General features: G+C 33.2%; 23 protein-coding genes and 1 riboswitch. Of the genes, 1 reads left to right on the forward strand and 22 read right to left on the reverse strand.

What is annotated here, in order from left to right:
- Positions 1 to 46: 46 nt before the first annotated feature.
- The 4 genes from glnA to hflX all read right to left on the reverse strand — a co-directional run bounded on the left by glnA (position 47) and on the right by hflX (position 4,348).
- Complete coding sequence (gene glnA, locus PYW35_RS07445) at positions 47 to 1,387, reverse strand: type I glutamate--ammonia ligase (RefSeq protein WP_016912282.1); 1,341 nt, start codon at positions 1,385 to 1,387, stop codon at positions 47 to 49.
- A gap of 18 nt (positions 1,388 to 1,405) precedes the next feature.
- Complete coding sequence (locus PYW35_RS07450) at positions 1,406 to 1,762, reverse strand: MerR family transcriptional regulator (protein ID WP_016912283.1); 357 nt, start codon at positions 1,760 to 1,762, stop codon at positions 1,406 to 1,408.
- A gap of 88 nt (positions 1,763 to 1,850) precedes the next feature.
- Complete coding sequence (locus PYW35_RS07455) at positions 1,851 to 3,098, reverse strand: methionine gamma-lyase family protein (RefSeq protein WP_103322950.1); 1,248 nt, start codon at positions 3,096 to 3,098, stop codon at positions 1,851 to 1,853.
- Positions 3,099 to 3,109: 11 nt separating this feature from the next.
- The gene (gene hflX, locus PYW35_RS07460) at positions 3,110 to 4,348 is read right to left on the reverse strand and encodes a GTPase HflX (RefSeq protein ID WP_016912285.1); all 1,239 of its coding nucleotides are present in this window, start codon (positions 4,346 to 4,348) and stop codon (positions 3,110 to 3,112) included.
- Positions 4,349 to 4,456: 108 nt separating this feature from the next.
- On the opposite strand from hflX, the gene PYW35_RS07465 reads away from it, so the two are divergent.
- Positions 4,457 to 4,930, forward strand: coding sequence for a glutathione peroxidase (locus tag PYW35_RS07465; RefSeq protein ID WP_103322951.1), 474 nt, complete (start codon positions 4,457 to 4,459; stop codon positions 4,928 to 4,930).
- Positions 4,931 to 5,018: 88 nt separating this feature from the next.
- On the opposite strand, the gene hfq is transcribed toward PYW35_RS07465, so the two are convergent.
- The 18 genes from hfq to PYW35_RS07555 form a co-directional block, all read right to left on the reverse strand.
- Positions 5,019 to 5,246 (reverse strand): RNA chaperone Hfq, encoded by a 228-nt coding sequence (gene hfq / locus PYW35_RS07470; RefSeq protein ID WP_016911571.1) that lies wholly within the window; start codon positions 5,244 to 5,246, stop codon positions 5,019 to 5,021.
- Between the two features lie 13 nt (positions 5,247 to 5,259).
- Positions 5,260 to 6,189 carry a tRNA (adenosine(37)-N6)-dimethylallyltransferase MiaA gene (gene miaA / locus PYW35_RS07475; RefSeq protein WP_103322952.1) on the reverse strand — a complete coding sequence of 310 codons (930 nt, stop codon included), beginning with the start codon at positions 6,187 to 6,189 and terminating at the stop codon, positions 5,260 to 5,262.
- Complete coding sequence (locus tag PYW35_RS07480; RefSeq protein WP_169925693.1) at positions 6,182 to 7,129, reverse strand: alpha/beta fold hydrolase; 948 nt, start codon at positions 7,127 to 7,129, stop codon at positions 6,182 to 6,184. The genes miaA and PYW35_RS07480 overlap by 8 nt, the downstream gene beginning before the upstream one ends.
- Positions 7,130 to 7,327: 198 nt before the next feature.
- The gene (locus PYW35_RS07485) at positions 7,328 to 9,004 is read right to left on the reverse strand and encodes a glycerol-3-phosphate dehydrogenase/oxidase (protein WP_103322954.1); all 1,677 of its coding nucleotides are present in this window, start codon (positions 9,002 to 9,004) and stop codon (positions 7,328 to 7,330) included.
- Positions 9,005 to 9,121: 117 nt separating this feature from the next.
- Positions 9,122 to 10,615 carry a glycerol kinase GlpK gene (gene glpK, locus PYW35_RS07490; RefSeq protein WP_103322955.1) on the reverse strand — a complete coding sequence of 498 codons (1,494 nt, stop codon included), beginning with the start codon at positions 10,613 to 10,615 and terminating at the stop codon, positions 9,122 to 9,124.
- Between the two features lie 26 nt (positions 10,616 to 10,641).
- Positions 10,642 to 11,460, reverse strand: coding sequence for an MIP/aquaporin family protein (locus PYW35_RS07495; RefSeq protein WP_016911575.1), 819 nt, complete (start codon positions 11,458 to 11,460; stop codon positions 10,642 to 10,644).
- Positions 11,461 to 11,652: 192 nt separating this feature from the next.
- A complete protein-coding gene (locus tag PYW35_RS07500; RefSeq protein ID WP_016911576.1) occupies positions 11,653 to 12,186 on the reverse strand; it encodes a glycerol-3-phosphate responsive antiterminator in 534 nt (177 codons plus the stop codon).
- Positions 12,187 to 12,195: 9 nt separating this feature from the next.
- Positions 12,196 to 14,208, reverse strand: coding sequence for a DNA mismatch repair endonuclease MutL (mutL, locus tag PYW35_RS07505; protein WP_103322956.1), 2,013 nt, complete (start codon positions 14,206 to 14,208; stop codon positions 12,196 to 12,198).
- Between the two features lie 14 nt (positions 14,209 to 14,222).
- Positions 14,223 to 16,748 carry a DNA mismatch repair protein MutS gene (mutS, locus tag PYW35_RS07510; protein ID WP_103322957.1) on the reverse strand — a complete coding sequence of 842 codons (2,526 nt, stop codon included), beginning with the start codon at positions 16,746 to 16,748 and terminating at the stop codon, positions 14,223 to 14,225.
- A 122-nt stretch (positions 16,749 to 16,870) separates the two neighbouring features.
- Positions 16,871 to 17,368 carry an energy coupling factor transporter S component ThiW gene (thiW, locus tag PYW35_RS07515; RefSeq protein ID WP_016911579.1) on the reverse strand — a complete coding sequence of 166 codons (498 nt, stop codon included), beginning with the start codon at positions 17,366 to 17,368 and terminating at the stop codon, positions 16,871 to 16,873.
- Positions 17,369 to 17,433: 65 nt separating this feature from the next.
- A riboswitch (TPP riboswitch) is annotated at positions 17,434 to 17,525 on the reverse strand.
- 9 nt (positions 17,526 to 17,534) lie between these two features.
- Entirely contained in the window at positions 17,535 to 17,966 is a 432-nt protein-coding gene (locus PYW35_RS07520; protein ID WP_016911580.1) for a YlbF/YmcA family competence regulator, read from the reverse strand.
- Positions 17,967 to 19,502, reverse strand: coding sequence for a tRNA (N6-isopentenyl adenosine(37)-C2)-methylthiotransferase MiaB (miaB, locus tag PYW35_RS07525; protein ID WP_103322958.1), 1,536 nt, complete (start codon positions 19,500 to 19,502; stop codon positions 17,967 to 17,969).
- A gap of 148 nt (positions 19,503 to 19,650) precedes the next feature.
- A complete protein-coding gene (locus tag PYW35_RS07530) occupies positions 19,651 to 20,157 on the reverse strand; it encodes a GNAT family N-acetyltransferase (RefSeq protein WP_103322959.1) in 507 nt (168 codons plus the stop codon).
- A 13-nt stretch (positions 20,158 to 20,170) separates the two neighbouring features.
- Positions 20,171 to 22,015, reverse strand: coding sequence for an ABC transporter ATP-binding protein (locus tag PYW35_RS07535; protein ID WP_103322960.1), 1,845 nt, complete (start codon positions 22,013 to 22,015; stop codon positions 20,171 to 20,173).
- On the reverse strand, positions 22,012 to 23,736 hold the full coding sequence (locus PYW35_RS07540) for an ABC transporter ATP-binding protein (RefSeq protein ID WP_103322961.1): 1,725 nt from the start codon (positions 23,734 to 23,736) through the stop codon (positions 22,012 to 22,014). The genes PYW35_RS07535 and PYW35_RS07540 overlap by 4 nt, the downstream gene beginning before the upstream one ends.
- Positions 23,737 to 23,884: 148 nt before the next feature.
- Positions 23,885 to 24,175 carry a thiamine-binding protein gene (locus PYW35_RS07545; RefSeq protein WP_016911585.1) on the reverse strand — a complete coding sequence of 97 codons (291 nt, stop codon included), beginning with the start codon at positions 24,173 to 24,175 and terminating at the stop codon, positions 23,885 to 23,887.
- A gap of 74 nt (positions 24,176 to 24,249) precedes the next feature.
- Positions 24,250 to 25,116 (reverse strand): 2-oxoacid:ferredoxin oxidoreductase subunit beta, encoded by an 867-nt coding sequence (locus PYW35_RS07550; RefSeq protein ID WP_103322962.1) that lies wholly within the window; start codon positions 25,114 to 25,116, stop codon positions 24,250 to 24,252.
- Positions 25,117 to 26,874: a 2-oxoacid:acceptor oxidoreductase subunit alpha gene (locus tag PYW35_RS07555; RefSeq protein WP_103322963.1), complete on the reverse strand. Its 1,758-nt coding sequence runs from the start codon at positions 26,872 to 26,874 to the stop codon at positions 25,117 to 25,119.
- Positions 26,875 to 26,974: the final 100 nt, after the last annotated feature.

Here is a 26,974-nt window from a genome sequence, read left to right on the forward strand (position 1 = left end):
CACAATAAAAAACCCTTGAAGCTATATGCTTCAAGGGTTTTAGCAATTAATATTGCTTCATATATTGTTCTCTTTCCCATTCAGACACTTGGGTACGATAGTAGTCCCACTCTAATGATTTAGATTGAATGAATTGGCGATAGATATGATTTCCTAATGCTTTTTTAATAACTGTATTTTCTCTCATTGCTTTAACAGCTGTGTAAAGTGTAGATGGTAAGTCTTGAACGCCTACTGATTCACGTTCTTCTCTATCCATTTCATAGATGTTTTGATCTACTGATTCTGGAGGTGTTAATTTGTTTTTAATACCATCTAAACCAGCTTCTAAAATTGCTGCTAATGCTAAGTATGGATTAGCTGCTGGGTCTACTGAACGAATTTCAACACGTGTTGATAATCCGCGTGATACTGGAATTCTTACCAATGGTGAACGGTTTTGTCCACTCCATGCAATGTAACATGGCGCTTCATAACCTGGTACTAAACGTTTATATGAATTTACTAATGGGTTACATACTGCTGTAAATCCACGTGCGTTTTTCAAGATACCCGCAATAAAGTGAAATGCATCATCTGTTAATTGCATTTCTCCGTTAGGATCGAAGAATGCATTTTCTTTACCATTGAATAAAGAAACGTTAAAGTGCATACCACTTCCGTTCACGCCAAATAATGGTTTCGGCATGAATGTTGCATGTAAATTATGTTTACGAGCGATTGTTTTTACAACTAATTTGAATGTTTGGATGTTGTCACATGCTGTAATTGCATCAGCATATTTGAAATCTATTTCATGTTGACCTGGTGCTACTTCGTGGTGACTAGCTTCAATATCAAAGCCCATATCTTCTAGTTCTAGAACGATATCACGACGACAGTTTTCACCTAAGTCTGTTGGTGCTAAGTCAAAGTATCCACCATTATCATTTAGTTCTAATGTTGGTTCTCCTTGTTCATCTAATTTGAATAAGAAGAATTCTGGCTCAGGCCCTAAGTTGAAATCTGTATATCCGAGTTCTTCCATTTCTTTTAATACACGTTTCAAGTTTGTACGTGGATCACCAGGGAATGGGGAACCATCCGGACTATATATGTCACAGATTAATCGTGCTACTTTACCTTTACCTGCAGTCCAAGGGAAAATTACCCAAGTATCTAGGTCAGGACATAAATACATATCCGATTCTTCAATTCGCACGAATCCTTCAATTGAAGAACCGTCAAACATCATTTCGTTGTTTAAAACTTTTTCTAATTGTGCAATTGGTACTTCTACGTTCTTGATTGTTCCTAAAATGTCCGTAAATTGTAATCTTAAATAACGCACGTTCTCTTCGTCAGCAAAATGAAAAATGTCTTCCTTTGTAAATGATTGTTTAGCCATGTGATTATCCTCCAGTTTTTATTTAAAAAATCTTGATAAATCTCCACGGTTAAGTGGTCCTTCTGTTTTAGAAGTTCCTCTAATTACCCGCTCTCTCATCTTCAGTTCTTCATCAGAAAGGTCGTTTTGTTCTTGTAAAAGAATTTGTTTAATCCCTTTCATGTTAAAACCTTTTTCGATAAGATTTTTAATTTCAAGTAATCTTTCAAGGTCATTCAAAGAAAATAACCGTTGATTACCTTCAGTCCTTTTGGGTGAGACTAGCTCATTGCTTTCATAATATCTGATTTGTCTTGCTGTAAGCTCTGTTAACTTAATCACAACACCAATAGGGAACACGGCCATGTTTCTTCTAATTATGTCTCTTGACAGCACGACCGCCTCCTTCTATTAAGAACTTAAAATAAATTTAGCACATAAATTTTCAGAAAACAAATAAATGTTAGAAAACCTTACATAAAAATTATAATACAACAAGTTCATTATTGATTAAATTTTTTACAGCTCGTGTAATAGCTAGTTTAACATGTTCATAAGTGAGACCACCTTGTATATACGCCTCATACGGTGCTCTTATAGGGCCATCAGCAGTTAATTCAATTGATGATCCTTGAATAAATGTACCTGCCGCCATAATGACATCATCTTCATAACCTGGCATATAACTTGGTAAAGGACTAAAATGCGCATTAATTGGTGATGCGTGTTGAATTGACTGACAAAATGCAATCATTTGTTCTTTTGTATCAAATGTAACGGACTGTATAATATCAGTTCGTTTATCTTGATAATGTGGTGTAGTTGTCATATTTAACTTTTGTAATAATAATGATGTGAATAAAGCACCTTTCAGACTTTGGCTGACAACATGCGGCGCTAAAAAGAATCCTTGATACATTTCAGGTAAACTTCCTAAAGATGCACCCGCTTCTTTACCTATTCCTGGTGCCGTTAAACGATACGCACATCGTTCGATTAGATCACGTTTCCCCGAAATATATCCACCTATTTTAGCAAGTCCACCACCTGGATTCTTAATAAGTGATCCCGCTATAAGATCTGCACCTATTTCAATAGGTTCTCTATCTTCTACAAATTCTCCATAGCAATTATCTACAAATATAATGATATTTGGATATTTAGCTTTAATAAGTTTTATAGCAACTTCAATTTGATCGATGGTTAATGAAGGTCTTGAACTATATCCTTTCGATCTTTGAATTGCAATGACTTTTGTGCTTTCGTTGATGCTTTCAAAAACGGCGTCCATATCTATCTCATGCTCTTTTAATGGAACTTCGTTATATGAGATACCTTGTTCTAGGAAACTGCCAATACCATTTCCATTCACACCAATAACTTCTAACAGTGTGTCATATGGTGTACCTGTTATATATAATAATTCTTCACCATATTTAAGCTGACTATTTAGCGCCAACGTTATGGCATGTGTACCAGAAATAATTTGTGGACGAACTAAACTATCTTCTGCTTTAAATACTTTACTGTAAACTTCTTCTAAATGATCACGTCCAATATCATCATAACCATATCCTGTTGTGCCTACTAAATCCGATTCAGTAATTTTCACATCATGAAATGCATCTAATACACGTTCTTGAGCAGTCAATGCATTTTCTTCTATGCCATCGAAATACGGTCTTAATTCAGTTTCTACTTCTTTGATTAATTTATTTAATTTTTGTTCCATTATTCTACCTCTTATTTTTGTTTATAACCTTTAATGTGATATGAATTCGTTTCTTCATCGAATTCTAATGTCTCCACTAAAGTGTGTGTTCTTTGCCAATATAATTGATCAGCATTTGTGGATGGAATTGTCATTTCATAATATTCCATCGTTTCTTTAATCATTTGTACTAATTTTTCTTTCACTTTAACTTTATCTTTAACATCTCTTGCAGATACGAATATAGAATGTTCAGAAACGGCTAATTGAGCACTTTCAACCATGTCTTTTTTATTAAAGACGACTAGCATCGGGATATGTCCCATTTCTAGCTGATTGACTAGAGACATTACCGTCTCATATTGTTCCATATGATGAGGATGACTTGCATCTACAACATGAATAAGCAATTGGGCGTACTTCGCTTCCTCTAAAGTTGATTTAAATGCTGCAATAAGTGTCGTAGGTAATTTTTGAATAAATCCAACAGTATCGGACAATATGACATTGAACCCATTATTAATCGTAATGGCTCTTGATTTTGGGTCTAATGTAGCAAACAGTAAGTCTTGTTCAAATGTTTCATCATTTGATAACTGATTAAACCACGAAGATTTACCAGCATTCGTATATCCTATCAATGCAACTTGGTAAGCTAGATTTTGTTGACGTCGCTCTCTATATCTTGAACGATGGGAAACAATTGTTTCTAACTGATGCTTTATTTCATTCATTCTCGTTCTAATATGTCTTCTATCTGTTTCTAATTTCGTTTCACCTGGACCTCTTGTACCTATTCCGCCTCCAAGACGCGACAAGCTTTTTCCGTGCCCAGACAATCTTGGTAACAAATAATCTAATTGAGCAAGTTCAACTTGTAATTGTCCTTCTCTACTAGATGCTCTTTGAGCAAATATTTCTAATATAAGCTGTGTCCTATCGATAATTTTCGTATTAAACAACTCGTCTAAATGTTTAGATTGTCCAGTTGTTAATTCATCGTTAGCAATAATAGCATTAACTTCTATGTCGTTTAGTTCTATAAATTCAATAACTTCTTCGATTTTCCCTTTACCAAAATAATATTGTTGGTCAGGTCTTTCTCTTTTTTGAGTGAATACTTCTATCACTTCAAGTTGACTCGTTGTTGCTAAAGATTTCAACTCATCAACTGTTGATTGAAAAGTAGCTTCATCAATTTTTTTATCATGAAAAGCTAGTAATATTACCTTTTCAGTATCACGTTTAGTCGATTTCATATCATTTTTCATTTTATCACGCTCTCTTTAATTTCATTTTAACATATAAATCGATATGCATATTGATATGACTTTGATTAATTTTTGATTATAATGGAAATAAGAAAAGGAGTGATTGCAATGTCCATTTATGACTTCGAAGTTGCGAAAACAAACGGTGAGAAATATTCATTATCTGAATATAAAGGAAAAGCAATATTAATCGTTAATACTGCTAGTGAATGTGGTTTCACTCCACAATTTGAAGGATTAGAAGAACTTTATCAAGATTATAAAGATAAAGATTTTGTCGTACTCGGTTTTCCTTGTAACCAGTTTGGTAATCAAGAACCCGGCGACTCATATGAAGCGTATCAAAACTGTAAATTAAACTACGGTGTCACTTTTCCTATGCACGAAAAAATAAAAGTTAAAGGTTCAGAACAGCATCCACTTTATGATTACCTTACATCTGCTAAAAAAGGTATTTTAAACGGATCGATTAAATGGAACTTTACGAAGTTTTTAGTTAACAAAGATGGAGATGTCGTTAATCGTTTCTCTCCACAAAAAAGTCCAGAACAATTAAGAAGTTCTATAGAAGAAGTCTTATAAAATATAGACACAATATAGAACGTCTTTTTAACAAAACAGAGGCTGAGACAATTAATTTGTCTCAGCCTCTGTTATTCGTCACAAGATTTTATTCGTTTTCTTTATTTTCTTCGTCTTGCGCATCTACGAAAGTTGAAATAGCATGTTTGTAAATTAGATTTTCTTTCCCTTGAATATCTAATAGCACAACATTATCGTCAAAATTGACGATTTTGCCTTTCATTTGAAATCCATTCAGTAAAAATACTGTCAGTTCAGTACCTTCTGATTTGAACTTCTCCAATAATACTTCTTGAATATTTTCTTTCTCTGCCATATGACTTTCCCCTTCACTTGGATAATTGGATTACGTTGTCCGCGATTTCTGATAAAGACTGTTTATCCCGTTGAAACCAAGTAACATTCATTTTATTTTTAAACCATGTCATTTGACGCTTGGCGTACCTTCGTGAATTTTGCTTGATTTGTTCTTTAGAAGTTTCTATGTCTATTTCTCCCTTAACTACAGGTATTAATTCTTTGTATCCAATGGCTTGCATACTTTGCGAATATTCATACCCTTCCTCAACAAGATTAGACACTTCTCTTAATAATCCTCGCTGCAACATCATGTCCACACGCATATTAATTCTTTCATATAATATTTCGCGCGACATTTCTATCCCAACTAATATTGTACTATATTTTCCAGAAAATGTCTGGCTTTTCTTTCTTTCACTTAAAGTTTTTTTAGTTTTCAAGTAAAATTCAATAGATCTCTCAACTCTTTTACGATTGTTTGGATGCACTGTTGACGCGGTTTCTGGGTCAAACTCTTTTAAATAATTGTGCAATTCAATATTTGTAAAATTAGATAATTCTTTTAATTTATTTTTAATAATTTCCATTTTTTCCGAACTAATATCTTCTTCTTCAAGTTGATAATCGTACAGAACAGATTGAACATACAATCCCGTTCCACCAACTAAAATTGGTAATTTACCTCTACTATGAATATCATCTACTACTTCTGTGAAATCTTGTTTAAATTTGTAAACAGAATATGGTTCATCAGGTTCATAAACGTCGATTAAGTGATGAACGATACCTTCTTTTTCTTCTTCGGTCACTTTTGCAGTACCGATATCTAACCCTTTATATATTTGAAAAGCATCACCGTTTATAATTTCCCCATTTAACGCTTTAGCTAATTTAATACTCAATTCTGTTTTGCCAACAGCAGTTGGACCTACTATTGCAATTAATGGTTTATCATTCATTGGGGGATTCCTCTTTTTCTAATAATTTAATTTGCATGATTAACCAATTATATAAATGTTCGTAAACGGCATATTGATTCGTTTCAAATAAGACTTCATGACGTTTATTTTTATATAATTGTACGGTGACATGTTTAACACCTGAACGTTTATAAATAGAAGCTAATTGTTTAATACCTTTTCCAAACCCACCGAAATGATCTTCTTTTCCTGATACAAGTAAAATAGGCATATTAAAATTTTGCTTTTTAATGAAACTTGGCTTTTTAGTTTGTACAGTTGCTTTGACGGTTTCTAATAACACTTTATGCGAAACTGGAAATCCAGCATAGGTATCTTGTTCGTATTGTTCACGGTTCTCATCACTTTCGCTAATCCATTTATTATCTTTGTTTAAATCTTTATGTTCTCGGTTCGTTGTTTTAAATGCAATATTGTTAATAAATTTAGACTTAGTGCTACTACCTAAAAACAAATTCACTATTTTTAATCCATATAAATTCAATTTACCTCGTAAATTAGAATATACGACCGTACCTGATAACAATAAAATATCAACATCATCTGGATAGTCATGTACAAATTTTCTAGCAATTAACGAGCCCATTGAATGGCCTAGTAATATATAAGGCAAATCTGAATTTAATTCATTTCTAAAAGTGTCTCCTACCTCTTTTACGTCATCTACTAAATCTTGTAACGTATTAAAATGCCCTCTCGTAGACTCTTCAATATTAATGCCATGCCCACGGTGATTATGGCGAATAACATGAAAACCTCTCTTACATAAATATTCTACAATGTGATCATATCTATCTTTATGTTCAGCCACACCATGCAAAATATGTATGATGCCTAATGGTTTTTCATCTGATTTATCTATCGTAACTTCTAAAGTTTGTCCTGTAGATAAAGTGATTCTATGATTAAATCGTCTCAAAGACATTCGCCTCCCTTTGAATCATTATAGCAAATTCTATACTGCTTAAAAATATATTAACCACACTATATATTAATACTGTTATTTTTTCATTCATGTACATTTTAGCACAAAAAAACTGCCCAAAATTTTCATAACTTTTGGGCAGCTTATGTTCACTCTAACATTTGTTAGAATTTAATATACTTTATATTTTTATTATTTTACGATTGCTGGTTGATCGTTTGGATTAACCGCTTCTTTAATTGCTTGTTCTAATTCTTCTTTATATACACGTTTGCTGTCATTATCGTAATTTAATACTTTCGCCATTACTTCAACAATAGCGTCTTTATGTTCTAACACATAGTTGATATCGAAGTATAAACGTCCTGAACGACGTACTAAGAAGTCAGTTGGTTTATGAACCATTTCTTTTTGAATGCTGTAAATTACTTCAGCATATACTTCTATTGGTAAATTAACATCTGCAACTTGCGTAGCGTGCGCTATTTCAAATACTTCATCTACGTTTGAACCGTATTTTCTAGCTAAGTAACGTGCTGCATCTTCTGATAAGTTGTAGTTTTTAGCTTCTTTAACTTTGCTTTCAACAAATGATTCATAATTTTTACTACCACCAACGTTACCACCAGAAATATAAGTTTCTTTAGTGTTACATGGTTTGAATGATAATTTGTATTCTTCTTTTAGGCGTTTGCTTAATAAGTTAACAATGTCTTGAGCCATGTGACGGTAACCTGTTAATTTCCCACCTGCAATCGTAAGTAATCCTGAGTCGCCTTCCCAAATTTCATCTTTACGTGAAATTTCTGAAGGATCTTTACCTTTTTCGAAGATTAATGGTCTTACGCCAGCCCATGTAGATTCTATATCTTTATCTTCTACTTTAACTGTAGGGAACATATAATGAATTGCATCAAGTAAATATTGACGGTCTTCTTCTGTAACTTTAGGTGATGATTTATCATTGTCATATATCGTATCTGTAGTACCTACATATGCTTTTCCATCTCTAGGAATTGCAAAGATCATTCTGCCATCATTTTCAGTATCAAAGTATACTGCTTGTTGTAATGGGAATACACTTTGATCGATTACAATATGCACACCTTTAGTTAATCTAAGTTGTTTATTGTTTGTTGAGTAGTCTTTACCTCTTACTTCATCTACCCAAGGTCCTGCTGCATTAATTACTCGTTTACCTTTAATTTCAAAAATTTCATTTTGTAATAAGTCAGTAACTTCTATACCAGAAATTTTATTCTTTTTGTCATATAAGAAATCATTTGATTTAGCATAGTTTATGATATCCGCACCAAATTCACGTGCACGTTTCATTACTTCAATTGTTAAACGAGCATCATCAGTACGATATTCAACGTAATATCCGCCAGCTTTTAAACCATCTTGCTTAACAAGTGGTTCTTTATTAATTGTTTCATCTTTACTTAACATTGTACGACGTTCTGCTTTTTTAACGCCCGCTAAGAAGTCATATACTTTTAGGCCGATAGAAGTTGAGAAAGGCCCCATGCTTCCGCCTTTATGCAATGGTAATAACATCCACTCTGGAGTTGTTACGTGTGGACCATTTTCATAAACAATTGCTCTTTCTTTCCCTGTTTCAGCAACTACGCCTACTTGGAATTGTTTTAAATAACGTAAACCACCGTGAACTAATTTAGTACTTCTTGAACTTGTACCTTGTGCAAAGTCTTGCATTTCAACTAAAGCTACTTTCATTCCACGTTGAGACGCATCTAATGCGATACCTGCACCAGTAATACCTCCACCTATAACTACTACGTCATAATCTGTCTTTTTAAGTTGATCTTTAACTTGATTACGGTTTAATGCTGATAATTGTTGCATAATCATTTCCTCCTATTAAAATGTAAAAAAATGAGAGACTCATCCCTACAATAAATTGTACGAACAAAGCCTCTCACGTCTCTACGGAATATTAACTTACCTTAATGATAACACAACTTAGTCTAATTTAAAAGCTTGAGTGGCTTTTACTGCAGTTTTCCAACCTTTATAAAGTTTTTCTCTTTCTTCTTCTTCAAGTTCAGGTTTGAATTCTGTTTCTAATTTCCATCTTTGTTGTATTTCATCTTTTGATTTCCAGAATCCTACTGCTAATCCAGCTAAGTATGCAGCACCTAGCGCAGTCGTTTCACTAACTTCAGGTCTTTCAACTGGTGTATTCACAATATCCGCTTGGAATTGCATTAAGAAATTATTCTTAACCGCTCCACCATCTACTCTTAATGTTTCTACATTAATTCCTGAATCTTTTTCCATCGCTTCTAACACATCTCTTGTTTGGTAACACAATGATTCTAACGTTGCTCTAATAAAGTGTTCTTTTTCAGTACCACGTGTTAATCCAAAGATTGCACCTCTTGCATCAGCGTCCCAATATGGTGTACCTAAACCAACAAATGCTGGTACTACATAAACACCTTCAGTAGATTTAACACGTTTAGCGTAAGCTTCAGAAGCTGGCGCAGATTTGATCATTCTTAGTCCATCTCTTAACCATTGAATGGCAGATCCGGAAACGAAAATACTACCTTCAAGCGCGTAATTTACTTTTCCATCCAAACCATATGCTAATGTTGTAAGTAAACCGCTCTCCGATTTCACAGGTTTCTCTCCTGTATTCATTAACATAAAGCCACCAGTTCCGTATGTGTTTTTAACATCTCCACTTTCGAAACAAGCTTGACCGAATAATGCAGCTTGTTGGTCACCCGCTACACCGGCAATCGCAATTTTTTCACCGAAGAAATGATGTTCTTGAGTATATCCATAAACTTCACTTGAAGGTTTAACTTCAGGTAACATTGATGCTGGCACATCAAGATATTCTAGTAATTCTTCATCCCATTTTAAATCGTAAATGTTATACATTAATGTTCTACTTGCATTTGAATAATCTGTTACATGTGTTTCACCCGTGAATTTCCAAATTAACCATGTGTCAATTGTTCCGAATAATAAATCACCGTTTTCAGCTTTTTCTCTTGCACCTTCAACATTATCTAAAATCCATTTTACTTTTGTACCTGAGAAATAAGGATCTAGTAATAATCCAGTTTTTTCTCGGAAAATAGGTTCTAAATCTTTAGCTTTTAATTCTGCACAAATTTCTTGTGTTTGTCTCGATTGCCATACAATTGCATGATATACTGGGCGACCAGTATTTTTGTCCCATACAACTGCTGTTTCTCTTTGGTTTGTAATACCAATACCTTCAATTTGTTTTGGGCTGATGTTATTTTCATTAAGTACACTTGAAATAACAGCTAGAACAGATGTCCAAATTTCATTTGCATCATGTTCAACCCAACCGCCTTTTGGAAAATATTGTTTAAATTCTCGTTGACTAACAAATTTGATAGTTCCCTCTTTATCAAATAGTATAGCTCTTGAACTTGTTGTACCTTGGTCAATTGATAAAATGTATTTTTCCATATTAAACACTCCTATAAATTTGTTTGTTACAGAATTTCTGAAACTTCATCTTTAAGGATAGTTTTATTCAATACGATACCGAATAATACTACAATAACTGTAAAGATGATTGAGAAAATAATGAATCCATTAACAATCCCGTTAAATAAAATGTTATACAATGCTGCACCTAACATACCACCTGAGATAGGTCCTAAAATCGGAACAATCGCATATTTCCAGTTAGATGATCCTTTACCTGGAATTGGTAATAGCATATGCATAATACGTGGACCAATGTCACGAGCTGGGTTAATTGCATAACCAGTCGCACCACCTAAACTTAAACCAATTGCTACGATTAATAGTCCTACGATAAGTGGATTTAAACCATCTGTAAATTTATTAGCTCCTATAAACAATAATCCCATAACTAAAGCCATAGTACCAATAATCTCACTCATGAAGTTAGCAACATAGTTTGGATATGATGGTCCAGTAGAGAATACAGCTAATTTTGCACCTTTATCCTCAGTTTTTTTCCAATGCGGTAAATATGTAGCCCATACAAATCCTGCACCAATCATGGCACCGATCATTTGAGCAATAATGAATGGCACAACTTTAGACCATGGAAATGATCCATCAATTGCAAAGCCAAGTGTTACAGCAGGATTTAAATGTGCCCCCGAAACACTTCCAGCTGCATATACGCCTAGCATAACAGCAAGCCCCCAACCTAATGATATGACAATCCAATCAGCGCCTTTACCTAAAGCGCCTTTAAGATTGACGTTAGCACATACACCTCCACCAAATAATACCAAGATGGCTGTACCAATTATCTCTGCTAAAAATTCACTCATATTAAACACCCTCCTATAATTTACGTGCTAATACATAAAAATCCCTCTACAAACATACAGCTATACCTAATATTCGTATAATTATTATACAAATTAATGGCATAGTTTTAGTTATAGAGGGTCTCATTTACTCATCTCATATATTAACTTAATTAGAAGTATAATACTTAATGAAAACGTTGTCAAATTAATTTACCAAATTGATACATCGCTTGATGTGATGTATTGGGCACCGCTTTCAATAGCAAGGTTAATTTCTTCTTCTGTATTGATTAATCCACCTGCAATAATACGCTTACCAGTTTGATCGCTAATTTCTTTTATGACTTTAGTTGCAACGCCTGGAAGAACTTCTACTAAATCCGGATCTGATTGTTTAATCAGTTCAATACTTCTACTTAATGCAGTGCTGTCTAGAATAAACACTCTTAATATCGTTAATGTATTTAATTTCTTTGCACGTTTAATAATTTTAGATTTAGTTGAAATCACACCGTGAGGCTTATATTGTTGTATAACATATTCAACAGCTGCTTCATCATTAGACAAACCTTTTATAAGATCAATATGCAACATAACCTCTTTATTATGCTTTTTCATTTGTTCTAAAATACCTTGCAAATGACCTATATGTGTATCTAATAGTACGCAGCGATCATAATCCATCTTAAAGAACTTTTCCATGTCTTTCATAGATCGAATAGCCGGCAAAATATATTTATTCATCTTATCCTCCTACATAACTCTTTTAAATAATTTCTCTAGTTCATAAGTCGTTAATTCAATAATAATCGGCCTACCGTGTGGACAAGTGAATGGATCAGTCGTCTCTCTTAATTCATCAATTAAGTGACTCATTTCATGATTTCTTAAATAATGATTGGCTTTAATCGATTTTTTACAACTCATCATAATAGCCGCGTCTTCACGCAATTTTTTAATATCCACTTTTTCATGTTTTAATACATAATCTATCATATCTTTTATGATTTCTTCTGCATCGACATGTGGCAACCATACAGGATATTCACTAACCATGTAATCATGATGTCCAATCGTTTCTAAAAATATACCCGCTTCTTCTAAAGGATGAAGATATTTTTCGATAATCATATGTTCATCACGCGAGAAGTTAAAAGTTAATGGCAACAATAAGCTTTGTGTTTCATTTGTCACTTCGCCAATTTTTTCTTTAAAGAATTCATATTTTATACGTTCTTGAGCAGCATGTTGGTCAATCATAAACATTCCAGTATCATTTTGAGCAATAATATATGTTCCATGTACTTGTCCAACAACTTCCATATAGGGCACGCGTGGTGTGTCTGATTTAGCTTCTTGCACATCAATATCATTAGAGTTGGCGATTCTGTCAGCCGAATCTATAAACGGCTCATTTTCAATGACATCATTAGATTCGTGATTCATCTCTTTTTCTATTTCAGTATGCACTTCGTTAGCATGCATATCATCATGTTCTATATGCGTAGCAACATCTTCTTGTATAACAGAATGGTGATCTTTTTTATTTTTAAATTGCCATTGCTGTGAACCTACATTATTGGACGATTTCTGCTTTGTATCGTTTTCAGTAAGTTTATCAATATCATTCGACGGTACTACTGTATCCTCATTCATTTGAGGTAGAGGGTTTATAGGTTCTTGCTTTTTGCGAGCTTCAAAATCCAATTTCTGTTGCTCGAAAATTTCTTTTTGTGACTTTTTAGGCTTGTGCTGATCTAAAGAAGTATCCGGTATAAGAGACAAACCTCTAAACGCCTCTTTAATTTTGTTATTAATCAAATCATACAATAACTGCTCTTTAGAAAGTCTAACTTCTAGTTTAGTCGGGTGAACGTTCACGTCTACTAATATAGGATCCATTTCAATATTGATATAGGCAATTGGATAACGTCCAATTGGTAAAAGTGTATGATACCCTTCAATAATTGCTTTATTGAGAACAAAATTCTTGATATACCTTCCATTTATAAAAATAGAAATATAATGTCTATTACTTCTCGTATGTTCAGGTTTGCAGACGAAGCCGTTCATTACATAATCGTCTGTTTCACCTTTTATTTCTACTAAGTCTTTAGCTATTTTCATACCATATATTTCAGCCATTACTTCGTTCGTTTTACCAGATCCATTTGTTGAAAGTACGTTTTTATCATCTGATACAAGATTAAACGAAATATTCGGGTGGCTCATCGCCATTCTATTGACAATATCCGTTATTTTACCCAATTCAGTATATAGACTTTTAACATACTTTAATCTTGCTGGCGTATTATAAAATAAATCTTTCACAAGGATATCTGTACCTTTTTTAGCTTTTGCAGGTTGTCGTTTAATAATTTCTCCATTTTCAACCTGCACTTCATGACCTAGCATACCATCTGTGCAAGTTTTCATCGTGACTCTACTTACTGATGAAATACTCGCTAATGCTTCGCCTCTAAAGCCTAACGTGCGTATATGAAACAAATCATAGTCATTATTAATTTTACTAGTTGCATGTCTTCCAAATGCTTTATCGATATCTTCTTCTTCAATCCCAGTTCCGTTATCTACAACTCTAATGGATTGTATGCCTGATTCTTTAATTGTTATGTCAATTTGAGTTGCTTGTGCATCAATAGCATTTTCCAATAATTCTTTGACGACAGAAGCAGGTCTTTCTACAACTTCTCCAGCGGCTATTTTATTGGCTAAAGATAATTCAAGTTCTTTAATTTTTCCCAACGCACTCACACTTTCTATTTAAGTTGATTTTGTATTTCTTGAAGTTTCGTTAATGCTTCTATTGGTGTTATATTCATTAAGTCTATCGATTTAATTTTCTTTTCAATTTCTGATGGGCTTTGTTCTTCAAACAATTGGAATGACGGTTGATTAAATTTTTCAACTTCACGTTCTGTTTTCGTATTTGATTCTAATTCTTGAAGAATCGCATGCGCTCTCTCAATAATTTCATCTGGTAAATCTGTTAATTTTGCAACATGTATACCGTAACTTTGGTCAACTGCGCCTTCTTTAACTTTATGCAAGAAAATAAGCTCTCCTTGATATTCTTGTGCTGCTACGTGAATATTTTTTAATCCGGATAACGTTTCATCCAGATGTGTTAATTCATGATAGTGTGTTGAAAATAATGTTTTTGCTTTCGTATGATGATGCACATATTCAATCATAGATTGCGCCAATGCTAATCCATCAAATGTTGATGTACCTCTGCCAATTTCATCGAATATAATCAAGCTATCTTCAGTGGCACCAACCATCGCTTTCTCCGCTTCTAACATTTCAACCATAAATGTACTTTTACCAGATACTAAATCATCTGCAGCACCTATTCTTGTAAATATTTGATCAAATATAGGTAATTGTGCATAATCTGCCGGTACGTATGCACCCATTTGTGCCATAATGCTGATTATTGCAATTTGTCGCATATATGTACTTTTACCAGACATATTAGGTCCAGTGATTAAATAAATAAAGCCTTCTTTATCCAAATAACAATCATTTGGTACATAATCATTGTGATCCATTACTCTTTCAACTACAGGATGACGAGATGATTTTAATGATAATGTCTTATCTTCACTAAATATCGGTCGCGTATAATGATACTTTTGAGCAATTTCAGCAAAGCTTTGTAAGCAGTCTATTTCGGACAACAATTTAGCTTGTGCTTGTAATTTTTCAGTATAGGCTTTTACTTCTTGTCTTAATTCTAAGAATAATTGATACTCTAATTCTATCGCTTTATCTTCTGCACCTAATATAATAGATTCTTTTTCTTTAAGTTCTTCCGTAATATATCTTTCAGCATTGGATAACGTTTGTTTACGTTGATATCCAAGTGCATCAGTATCTATATTGTTTACATTAGCCTTCGTAATTTCAATATAATAGCCAAACACTTTATTAAAGCTTACTTTTAATGATTTTACACCTGTTCTTTCTCTTTCTTTCAGCTGTAATTCTGCAATCCATTGTTTACCGTTTGTAGATGCTTCTTTATATTGATCAAGTGCTTCATGATATCCTTTTTTAAATATTCCACCTTCTTTTACTGATAAGGGTGGATCTTCAACTAAACTATCTTCTAATAGCTGTTCTAAATCTTTAAGTGGTTCAAGCGCTTTAAATCGATCGATAGAATGAGAATCTAAACGCTCTATAATTTCTTTAATGTATGGAATTTGTTTAATCGAATAATTTAATTGGACTAAGTCTTTTGCATTCACATTGCCATAACTCACTCTTCCAACTAATCGTTCTATATCATAAACCATATTTAAATAACTTCTTAACTCGTCTCGTTCGATAAAGCCATTAACCAATTGTTCAACCGCATCTAATCTTTGTTCAATGTCTCGTAGTTTGATTAACGGTCTATCAATCCACTGTTTTAATCTTCTTGCGCCCATTGGTGTTTTCGTATCATCCATTAACCATAAAAGTGTACCTTTTTTTGATTTAAGTCTAATACTCTCTGTTAATTCAAGATTTCTTTTAGCATAAAAGTCCATTTTCATGTAATCTAGCGCTCTATACACAACAACTTCTTCTATGTGTGGCATCTCTCTCTTACCATTATCATGAATATAATTTAACAAATAATTCAATGATCTTTTTTGAGATTGAGATGTTCCAGTAACAACTTCATATTCACGCTCTTCGTAACTATCAACAACAGTAATTGTTTCAGTTATAAGTTGAATTTGTTTGTACAAATTATCAGGTAAAATTTTGTTCACAATAATTTCATTAGGATAAATCGTTGTAATTTCATTCATTAAAGTCGTTTCATCATCAAATGAAGTAACTTTTAATTCGCCAGTCGTAACATCACAATAACTTAAATGAAATTCACCATCTTCTTTAATAAAACTTAATATATAATTATTCGCTTTTTCGTCCATACCTTTTTGTTCCATCACTGTACCAGGTGTAATAACTTGCACGACTTCTCTACGAACCATGCCTTTAGTTTGTGTTGGATCTTCCATCTGTTCACAAATCGCGACTTTGTATCCTTTAGATATTAACTTTTCTATATATCCTGAAGCGGAGTGATAAGGTACACCACACATTGGAATCGGGTCTTTTTTCGCATCTCTTCTTGTTAAAGTAATTTCCAATACTCTAGATGCTTCGACTGCATCGTCATAGAACATTTCATAAAAGTCACCTAATCTGAAAAATAATAATGTATCTTGATATTGGGATTTTATTTTTAAATATTGAGCCATCATTGGCGTTGGTTTAGACATCTTTTTTCACGTTCCTTTTTTTAACTTTCGATTTATCTATTTTATCAAAATTTCTAACATTTAACGAGTATGGTGAAATTTATTTAATAAAAAACCATCTAAAACACGCATTGCTTAGATGGTTAAATATCGTTTTTCAATTTTTTAAGTATACCTCTTTTTTCAAAAGCTGTTAAAATCATATAACTCACAATCGCGCCAATTAAGCTACTCGTGAAAAATGAGATAAACAATGGCCAAAATGCCATTTCTCCTAGTCCAAGTAGCCAGGCAATTGGAAGACAAACTAAACTTCCTATTATGCCAGTGCCTATGACTTCACCTATGGAAGCCATATATAATTTACGACTATATTTATAGAGCAAACTTGCTAATAATACACCAATCATGCTACCTGGAAAAGCAAAAATCGTACCGATTCCTAGTAAATTCCTAATTGAAGATGATAACAAAGCTTGTGCTAAACCATACCAAGGCCCTAGAAAAACAGCTGATATGACATTGATAAAATGTTGTATCGGCAATGCCTTTATAGGTCCAATTGGGATTGTTACAAATGTACTCAGCACAACATTGATTGTCGTTAATATAGCTGTTAAAGTCATTAACTTAGTCTTCATATTATATTGCCTCCTAAAAAAATCATTAGCCTACGCATTGGCAGACTAATGATTATGAGTGTATATAATCTTTAGTTGCACAATCTTTACGCCAGCATGATCTGGTTCAAATATACACGTATGATCTCAGCCTCATAGGACACCGTGTGTGCAAAAATTTTCTTTATTAATGTGAACAGCTACTCGTGTTAGGTGCATTATTCACAGCAGCACCTGTTTCACCAGTTAATTGATTGCCACCAGTTGATTCAATAATTTCATTTGTAACTGTATGACTAATTGAATGAGATACCATTTGTAAAAGTTCATTTACTTCAACTTGAGCTTCTTTAAATTCACTTACGATAGGCATTTCATCTAATTCTTTTTCAATATTTTTTATTTTTTCTTCGACCATCGCTAATGCTTTATCTTTCCCGTAGTTTTGGAAATTAACAGCTTGTTTTTGCAAAGACTTCAGACTAGCCATTTTCTCTCTAACTGTTTGATTCTCATGTATTTGAGCTTCAGCACGTTTAAAAAATTCCACTTCTTCTGTTTCAGACATCATTTTACCCAGTTTGCGCGCTTGATCAAGAATATCATCTTTTGTATACATTTAATGTACCACCTTTTCTTTAGATACAATCTCTATAAATTCACCATTCAATGAATATTGTTTCGCTTCAATTATTTTAACTTTTACGATTTTTCCAATTACATCTTTGGATGCTTTAAAGTTTACTAATTTATTTTTTTCAGTGTACCCAGCCATTACCGCGTCATCTCGTTTACTAGAACCTTCACATAGAACATATACTTCATGTCCTTCGTATGGTTTCAATGATTTAGCGGTATATTCTCCAACAACTTTATTTAATCTTTGAAGACGTTCTTTTTTCTCTTTGTCAGGAACGTTATCTTTCATTTTAGCAGCTGGTGTACCTTCTCTAGGTGAGTAAACGTAAGTATATGCATGCTCAAAACCAACTTCATGGTAAAGCTTAATCGTTTCTAAAAATTGTTCTTCTGTCTCATTAGGATAGCCAACAATGATATCAGTTGTCAATGCAACATCTGGTATTGCTGCTCTAATTTTTTGAACAAGCTCAAGATAACTTTCACGGGTATATTTACGACCCATTATTTTCAACACTTGATTATTACCAGATTGAACAGGTAAATGTATATGAGGCACGATGTTACCACCGTTCGCGATCACCTCAATTAAACGGTCATCGAAATCCCATGGATGACTTGTTGTAAAACGAACTCTTGGTATATCTATTTTAGTGATGTCATATAATAAATCGCCTAATCCATACTCTAGCCCTTCAATATCTTTACCATATGCATTAACGTTTTGCCCTAATAGACAAATTTCTTGATAACCTTGACGTGCTAAATCTCTAACTTCAGCAATAATTTCTTCTGGCATACGACTTCTCTCTTTACCACGCGTAAAAGGCACAATACAGTATGTACAAAATTTATCGCAGCCGTACATAATATTTACCCATGCTTTAATTCTGCCATTTCTGACTTTAGGTAAATTCTCTATAACGTCGCCTTCTTTAGACCACACTTCAACTACCATTGCTTTAGACATATATGCTTCTTCTAAAATTTCTGGCAATCTATGAATATTATGTGTTCCAAAAATCATATCAACATTTTGATATGATTTAAGAATTTTATTTACGACGGATTCTTCTTGAGACATACAACCACATACACCAATTAAACAATCTGGTCTTTCTTGTTTAAGATGTTTTAGATTCCCTATTTCGCTAAAAACTTTATTTTCAGCATTTTCCCTAATCGCACATGTATTCAATAAAATCACATCTGCATCGTCAACTGAATTTGTTGGTGCGAAGCCTAAAGCTTGGAATATTCCTGCCATAACTTCTGTATCATGTTCATTCATTTGGCAACCATATGTTCTAATATAGAATTTACGACCTTTCCCCATTCCTCTATGTCGCTCATCTATTTTAAAATCATCATGATATTCAACTTGAGATTCCCCTCTTTGTTTAGCGTCCTTTAAGTTTGGCGGTTGATAAACATGTTCGAAATATTTGCTATAATCCTTTTCTAAATTAGGTTCTGTCTTCGCATTAGCACCATGTTTTCTTTGCTCTTCATTCAATGTCAAAACCCTTTCTGCCCATATATTTATACCTATATATTATATTAGAGTTCAACACAAAGTGCAAAAATGTTTGAACATTTTTGCACTTTCATGAATAGAGAAATTTTCGTTCATAGTATTTCTTCTCTTATATCTCTGTCTTTTACTATAGACTAATCCAAAATCGTCGTGTCACTTCATTGTCTTCTGAGATAAAAGCGTCCGACTCGACTCCATTGTTATGCAGGATGACTTGCGCACTCGCATGATTATTTTCATCACATGTTACTAACGCTTTTTCTACAGACGCTTCGCGTAATTCTACTAACGCGTATTCTAATAGTTTCGTTGCATACCCTTTTCCACGTTGACTTCTTCTAACACCATAGCCCACATGTCCACCTTTATTCCTCAAAAAATTATTTAGCCCATATCTAACATTGACCGCGCCGACAATTTTTTGTTCTACAATTAATACAAAAGTTTTAGCTTTTACAAAATCTGCATCAATCGGATTGATCGCTTCTTTTTGCATAACTAACATCTCTTGAAATCCACCATGTTCTTTCACATCTGTAGTCCATGGTACAACGCTTTCGTCATTTGCATACCATTCATTTATATACTCTGTAAATAAGCTTTCGATATTTGTATCTATTTCTCTAAATTCCATAAGCCCATCCTCTCTAATTTAATTCTTTGATTTGCTCCTCAACGCTAGCATTAAGCATATGATAATAAATCCCTTGTTGTTCTATTAAATCTTGTTGTGTCCCTGATTCAATGAGTTCTCCATGAGCCAGTACAAATACTAAATCTGCTTTTTTAACAGTATTTAATCTATGCGCAATAATAATGCTCGTTCTGCCCACCATTAATGTTTCTAAAGCTTCTTGAATTTTTATTTCTGTCACTGTATCAATACTACTTGTCGCTTCATCTAATAATAAAATTTTAGGATCTTGCAATAAGCATCTCGCGATTGACACAAGTTGTCTTTCACCTTGAGACAATGATCCTGATTCACCTTTTAATACTGTTTCATAACCATTTTCAAGCGCGTCAATAAATTCGTGTGCATTAGCTTTTTTAGCCGCTTCAATGACTTCTTCATAAGTAGCATTTGGCGTGCCATACATAATGTTATCTTTTATCGTGCCATCGAATAAATATGGATCTTGAAGAACTACACCAATTTCTTGTCTTAATGATTTTCGCGTCATTTTATTAATAGGAATATCATCTATTAATATACGTCCGCTATTTACATCATAATAATGTAAAATAAGTTGAACGATTGTCGTCTTTCCAGCTCCTGTAGCCCCAACTAACGCCACAGATTCTCCATTATTAATTTTGAATGACAAGTCTTTTATCGTTGGTGTTTTTTGTTCTTTGTCATATTTGAATACGACATTTTCAAATTCTATTTTGCCATTTATATCATTGTAATCTATTGCATCATCTTCATCTTTTTCAACTGGTTCATTCATAATATCAAACACACGTTCAGCACCAGCTATAGCAGATAATACCGTATTAAATTGATTGGCCAAATCTGATAACGGTCGTGTAAACTGTCTCGCATATTCTGCAAAAATAACGATAACACCAACTGTCACGCCAGCAATATTGTTTAATGCTAAAATACCACCAACACCCGCTACGATTGCAAAACTTAAATTATTTAAATAGTTCATCACTTTCGGAATCATGCCGCCAATCGTTGTTGACCAAAAGCTATACTCTCTTACATTTTTCGCTTTTTCATTAAATGTTTCCATCACATATTTTTCTTGTGAAAAAGCTTTTACAACTGTTTGTCCGTTAACAATTTCTTCAATATAGCCATTCATAATGCCGAGCTGTTTTTGTCTTAAAGCATATAATACACTTGTACGCGCGGTAATCCACCTTAAACTTACAAACATAATAGGAATGATGATAATCGTTAATAGCGTAAGTAATGGACTCAAATACAGCATAATTGAAAGTGTACCGATTAAAGTCACTACACTAGACGTGAATTGTATAAATGAAGAATTTAATACTTGTGAAACATTCTCAATGTCATTTTGCATTCGACTCATCAATTCACCATGTTGTTTTTTATCATAATAAGATACAGGTAACTTTTGAAAGTGTTTAAACAGTTGATCTCTTAATAAATACACTGTACGTTGTGCAATGCTAACCATCATAAAAGAGCCTATATAAGATGTAACTGATAACAATACGTAAACAATAAGGAAGATTACAATATACGTTGACAATCCACTTAAATCTTTCGGAATAATTTTCGTATCAATTATTCGACCTATTAAAAACGGTCCTATTAAACTTAAAATAGACGAACAAATAATCATAAAGATTACAATAATCAATTGAATGCGTTTTTCATCAATTAAATTCCAAATATTTAACAATGTTCCTTTAGTATCTCGTGCTCTCTTTTTCTTTTTAGGATTCTTTTTCGAAAAATCTTCAGCTTTGAATACTGGTTGATGTCCATAAGGTTGTTTTATACTCATGATGAACTCACCGCACTTTCTTGACTATTGGAGATTTCTTTATAAAGGTCAGATGTTTCTAGTAAAGATTCATGTGTACCAATTGCTTCTATACGCCCATTTACTAATAACATAATGCGATCGGCTGTCTTAGCTGTTGAAATCTTTTGCGTCACGATTAATTTTGTTGTATCTTCATCTTCCAATGCATCCCATAAGGCTGATTCAGTCTTAATATCTAAAGCTGAAGTCGAATCATCTAAAATTAATAAACCAGGTTTCCTCACGAGTGCTCTAGCAATCGAAAGTCTTTGTTTTTGACCACCTGATAACGTCACACCTTGTTGACCAATTAAAGTATCATATTGATTATCAAAATGCTCAATTGAATGATGAATTTGTGCTTTTTTAGATGACATTTCTAAAGCTTCAACTTCAGCAGATGGATCTCCAAATTGTAAATTCTCATAAATTGTTCCTGAGAATAGAAGTGCTTTTTGAGGTACATAACCTATAGCATCTCTTAAAGATTCAATCTCCCATTCATTTACATTTTTATGATTTAATAATATCTCTCCAGATGTTGCTCTGTACATTTTAGGTATTAAACTTAATAATGTCGACTTACCTGAACCAGTAGCTCCCATAATCGCAAACGTTTCTTTCAGTTTAACATCAAATGTAATATTTTCTAATACTGGCTTATTTCCATTTGGATAGGTAAATGACACATCTTTAAAAGTAATGCCGTAAGCATAATTAGAAGTACGATTGAATGTTTTACTGATTACTTGTTCGTCAGACTGAGTAATAAGCACTTCTTCAATTCGCTCACTTGAAGCTTTCATTCTACTTAATGTCATAATTAAAAAAGCCAACATTCCAAAGCCACCTTGCATTCTCATACCATAATTTAATATTGCAACGAGCTTACCTACTTCTAATGTAGATTGATTAACCATATCAGAACCGAACCAAATTACTGCGAGTATACTCCCGTTAATAATGAGCAATAATGAAGGATTGATTAGCTCCATAAGTCTTAATGCATATGTATAATTGTGTCTAATATCTTGAATTTTTTCTTTAAATTGGTTTGTTTCTTGCTTGCTAGTTTGACTCGCTTTTATTAATCTAACAGCTTCTAAATTTTGTTGAAAAAACCTATTCATTTCATCAAATTTTCTTTGGATTTTAGTGAATAGTTTAGAACCTTTTCGAGCAATTAAAAATATAATAATAAAAATAATAGGCGTACCTATCACTAAATAAATTGCTAATCTAGGTTCAACAATAAAACTCATAATGATACTACCAATAATCATAAGAGGCGCTCTTAACATGATTCTTATAGACATATAAACTGCTTGATCACAATTGTTTACGTCGCTCGTCAACCTCGTGATTAAACTAGAAGTTTTGAATTTTTCTAAAGTTGCTAATGAAAAAGTTTGAATCTTGCTAAATTGTGCTGTCCTCAAATCATAAGCGAAAGCTTGACTGACATGTCCTGCCACAAAACTATTCCACACGCCGGAAGCTAATGCTATTAGACCGGTTACAAGCATTATTAATAAGTACAAATACACATGGTTCAAATCATTTTTCAAAATACCATTATCTATAATTTCTGATATAAAGATCGGTTGAATTAATTCCACTGCTAACTCTACTAACATTAATACTAAACCGAGTATAAAAAGCATTTTATAAGGTTTAATAAACTTAAGTACTGTATTCACTTTGCTCGTCCCCTTTACTTCCTAAAACGAAATATTTCTATAACATTCTCCTTTTTTTATAACATCTTACTTGCTTAATTAATTGTTGTGATATTACTCATTATACTATTTTTAAATAATAAAAAAGACATATTTTAATAAAATATACTTACGATTTATGTTTTTCTGTTAAAGTCTCCATCGTTATACCTTCTGGAACGTGATAAAACTTTACTTGAGAAATAATACTTGCACATTCTAATTCAACCATACGCTCATTTATTTGTTCTATTAAAATGAGACATGAATTTAAGTCACCTTCAATAGTTGTTTCTAAAGGATGAACTTCATATTTCATACCTGATTGGTCTATGATATTGATCGCTTCATCTACTAATGGTATAACACCTGTTTCATTATGTTCCGGAATAATTTGAATGCTCATCAACGTATTTGTCATTTTAAAAGCTCCTTTCTATTTAGAAAAAAAGCCCATAGATAATTCTATGAGCTTAAAGTGTGACCATTATATAATTATTTGAATTGAGAAACAAGTTCATCAAATTGATTTTGCTCAAGTTTTAATGATTTTTTTACAAGCGGTTCTTCATCAAATTGCTCAATTTGTGATTCATATGAAGGCATTTCTTTATCTTGATAAATAATCCCTGTAATCATAGATTGTTTTTCGAGCACAGTTTGCATAGCTTGAGATTTATTTGAATGATCATAGTCTTCTATATCAGCAAGTTTTGTTAAATTTTCTTTAAACCAGTCATACGTATTAATTTTATTGTATGTGACACAAGGTGAGAATACGTTAACAAAAGAAAATCCTTTATGGTTAATGGCTTCTTCAATGATATGTGTAAGTTCTTTAATATCACTAGAGAAACTTTGTGCAACAAAAGTCGCACCTGATGAAATAGCTAATTCTAAAGGTGCTACATTTTGTTCAATGTTACCTTTTGGAGTTGATTTTGTAACAAATCCTTTTGCTGAACTTGGTGATGTTTGTCCTTTAGTTAAACCGTAAATTTGGTTATCCATTACAATATAAGTCATATCCATGTTTCTTCTTAATGCATGAATTGTGTGACCCATACCAATCGCGAAGCCGTCACCATCTCCACCAGAAGCTATAACTGTTAAGTCTTTATTAGCCATCTTAACACCTTGGGCCAATGGTAAAGAACGACCATGTATAGAATGGACACCGTATGAATTTACATATCCACTTAAACGGCCTGAACAACCGATACCTGTAATAATGGCAACTTCTTCTGGTTCAAGCCCCACGTTAGCAGCAGCTTTTTGAATCGCAGCTTGCACTGAAAAATCTCCACAACCTGGACACCAGTTTGGTTTAACATTATTTCTAAAATCTTTAAATGTTGCCAATTAAATCAGCTCCTTCATATTGCTTACTATTTCTAATGCTTTATCTTCAATTTCATGCGGTAAGAATGGTGTACCATCATATTTTGTTTGGTTTATAATCTTATTTTGATGGTTAATGTTCATTTTTATGATATTAGATAGCTGTCCTTGATAATTATGCTCAGCTACTACTACTTTTTTAGCTTTATTGAACGCTTCTTGTACAACGTCTGAAGGGAACGGATGCAGTTGTCTAATTTGAATATGATTTACTTTAGCGCCTTGATGATCCAATCTAGTAATGGCTTCATCAATTGCTCCAGCAGTTGAAATAAAGCCTACATATAGAATATCCGCTTCATCATATTTTTCATTAGATTCAACTGGCTCATCAATTAACAATTGAGCCGTTTTACGCATACGTTTATCCATTTGTTGTTGTCTATTTTCAGCACTTTCAGAAGGTTTACCTTCCTCATTATGTTCAACACCTGTAACGTGATGAATACCACCTTTAGTTCCAGGTAATACACGAGGTGAAATACCTGAATCTGTTAAAGCATAACGTTTAAAGTAAGCTTTATCTTCTTGTGAGTCTAGGCCATCTTCTACGAGTGCACCACGACGAATTTCAATTTTATCGTAATCTAGAGATTCAACCGTTTGTTTACCTAATGATAATTGTAAATCTGATAATAAAATTACTGGGCATTGATATTCTTCAGCTAAATTAAATGCTTCAACTGTTAAGTAGAATGCATCACTTGCACTTGTTGGTGCTAATACAATTTTAGGAATATCCCCATGTGTACCATAAATCATCTGCATTAAGTCAGATTGTTCTTGTTTCGTTGGTAAACCTGTTGAAGGTCCGCCTCGTTGTGTATTCACAATAACAAGTGGTGTTTCAGTCATACCTGATAAACCAATAGATTCCATCATCAATGATAAACCTGGTCCTGCTGATGATGTAAACGAACGTACACCAGCATAATTGGAACCAATTGCCATTGTACATGCTGCAATTTCATCTTCAGTTTGAATAACAGCTCCACCTAGAGCTGGTAAATTGTCTATCATGTATTCCATAATTTCAGATGCTGGTGTAATTGGATATGCTGCCATAAACCTAACACCTGCAGCAACTGCACCTAGTCCTATCGCATCGTTACCAATCATAAATAAGTGGCCTTCTGAGTCGATAGGTTCTAATGTATGTTTGCTTTGTAAGTCATTCATTTCAGCTTTCATTAAACGATAACCTTCATTTAAAGCTTGTATATTTAAATCAACAACGCTTTCACCTTTTTTGCCGAACAAGTCTTTAATTAATGATTCAAATACTTTCGTATCTAAATCCATAACTGCGCATGTTGCACCTACAGCAACCATGTTTTTCATTAAAGCCGTTCCTAATTCTTTAGCCACGCCTGTAAATGGAAGACTTACTAATTGCGCTTTACTGTCTTCTGGATTTTGTGGCTTAGCTTTTTCATCAGCGATTATAATACTTCCTTCAAGCATTTCACTATAATTCACTTCTATCGTTTCTTGATCAAAAGCAATTAATATATCTAAATCGTCACTTATAGCTCTAACTGGCTTTGACGATACTCTAATTTTATTGTTCGTATGGCCGCCTTTAATTCTACTTGAAAAATGACGGTATCCGTATAAATAATATCCTTGACGGTTCATAGCAGTTGCAAAAATTTCACCTGTCGATTCAATTCCTTCACCTTGCTGTCCGCCAACTTTCCATGAAATTTGTGATTTCATCTTATGGCCTCCCCATGTAATATCTCAATTAATATCATAACAAAAAAACCCTTTTAATCCTATGAATGTAAAGGGTTTTCGTAAAAATCAGTCTAATGGA

Origin of the sequence: Mammaliicoccus vitulinus (assembly GCF_029024305.1) — a bacterium.
GTDB lineage: Bacteria > Bacillota > Bacilli > Staphylococcales > Staphylococcaceae > Mammaliicoccus > Mammaliicoccus vitulinus.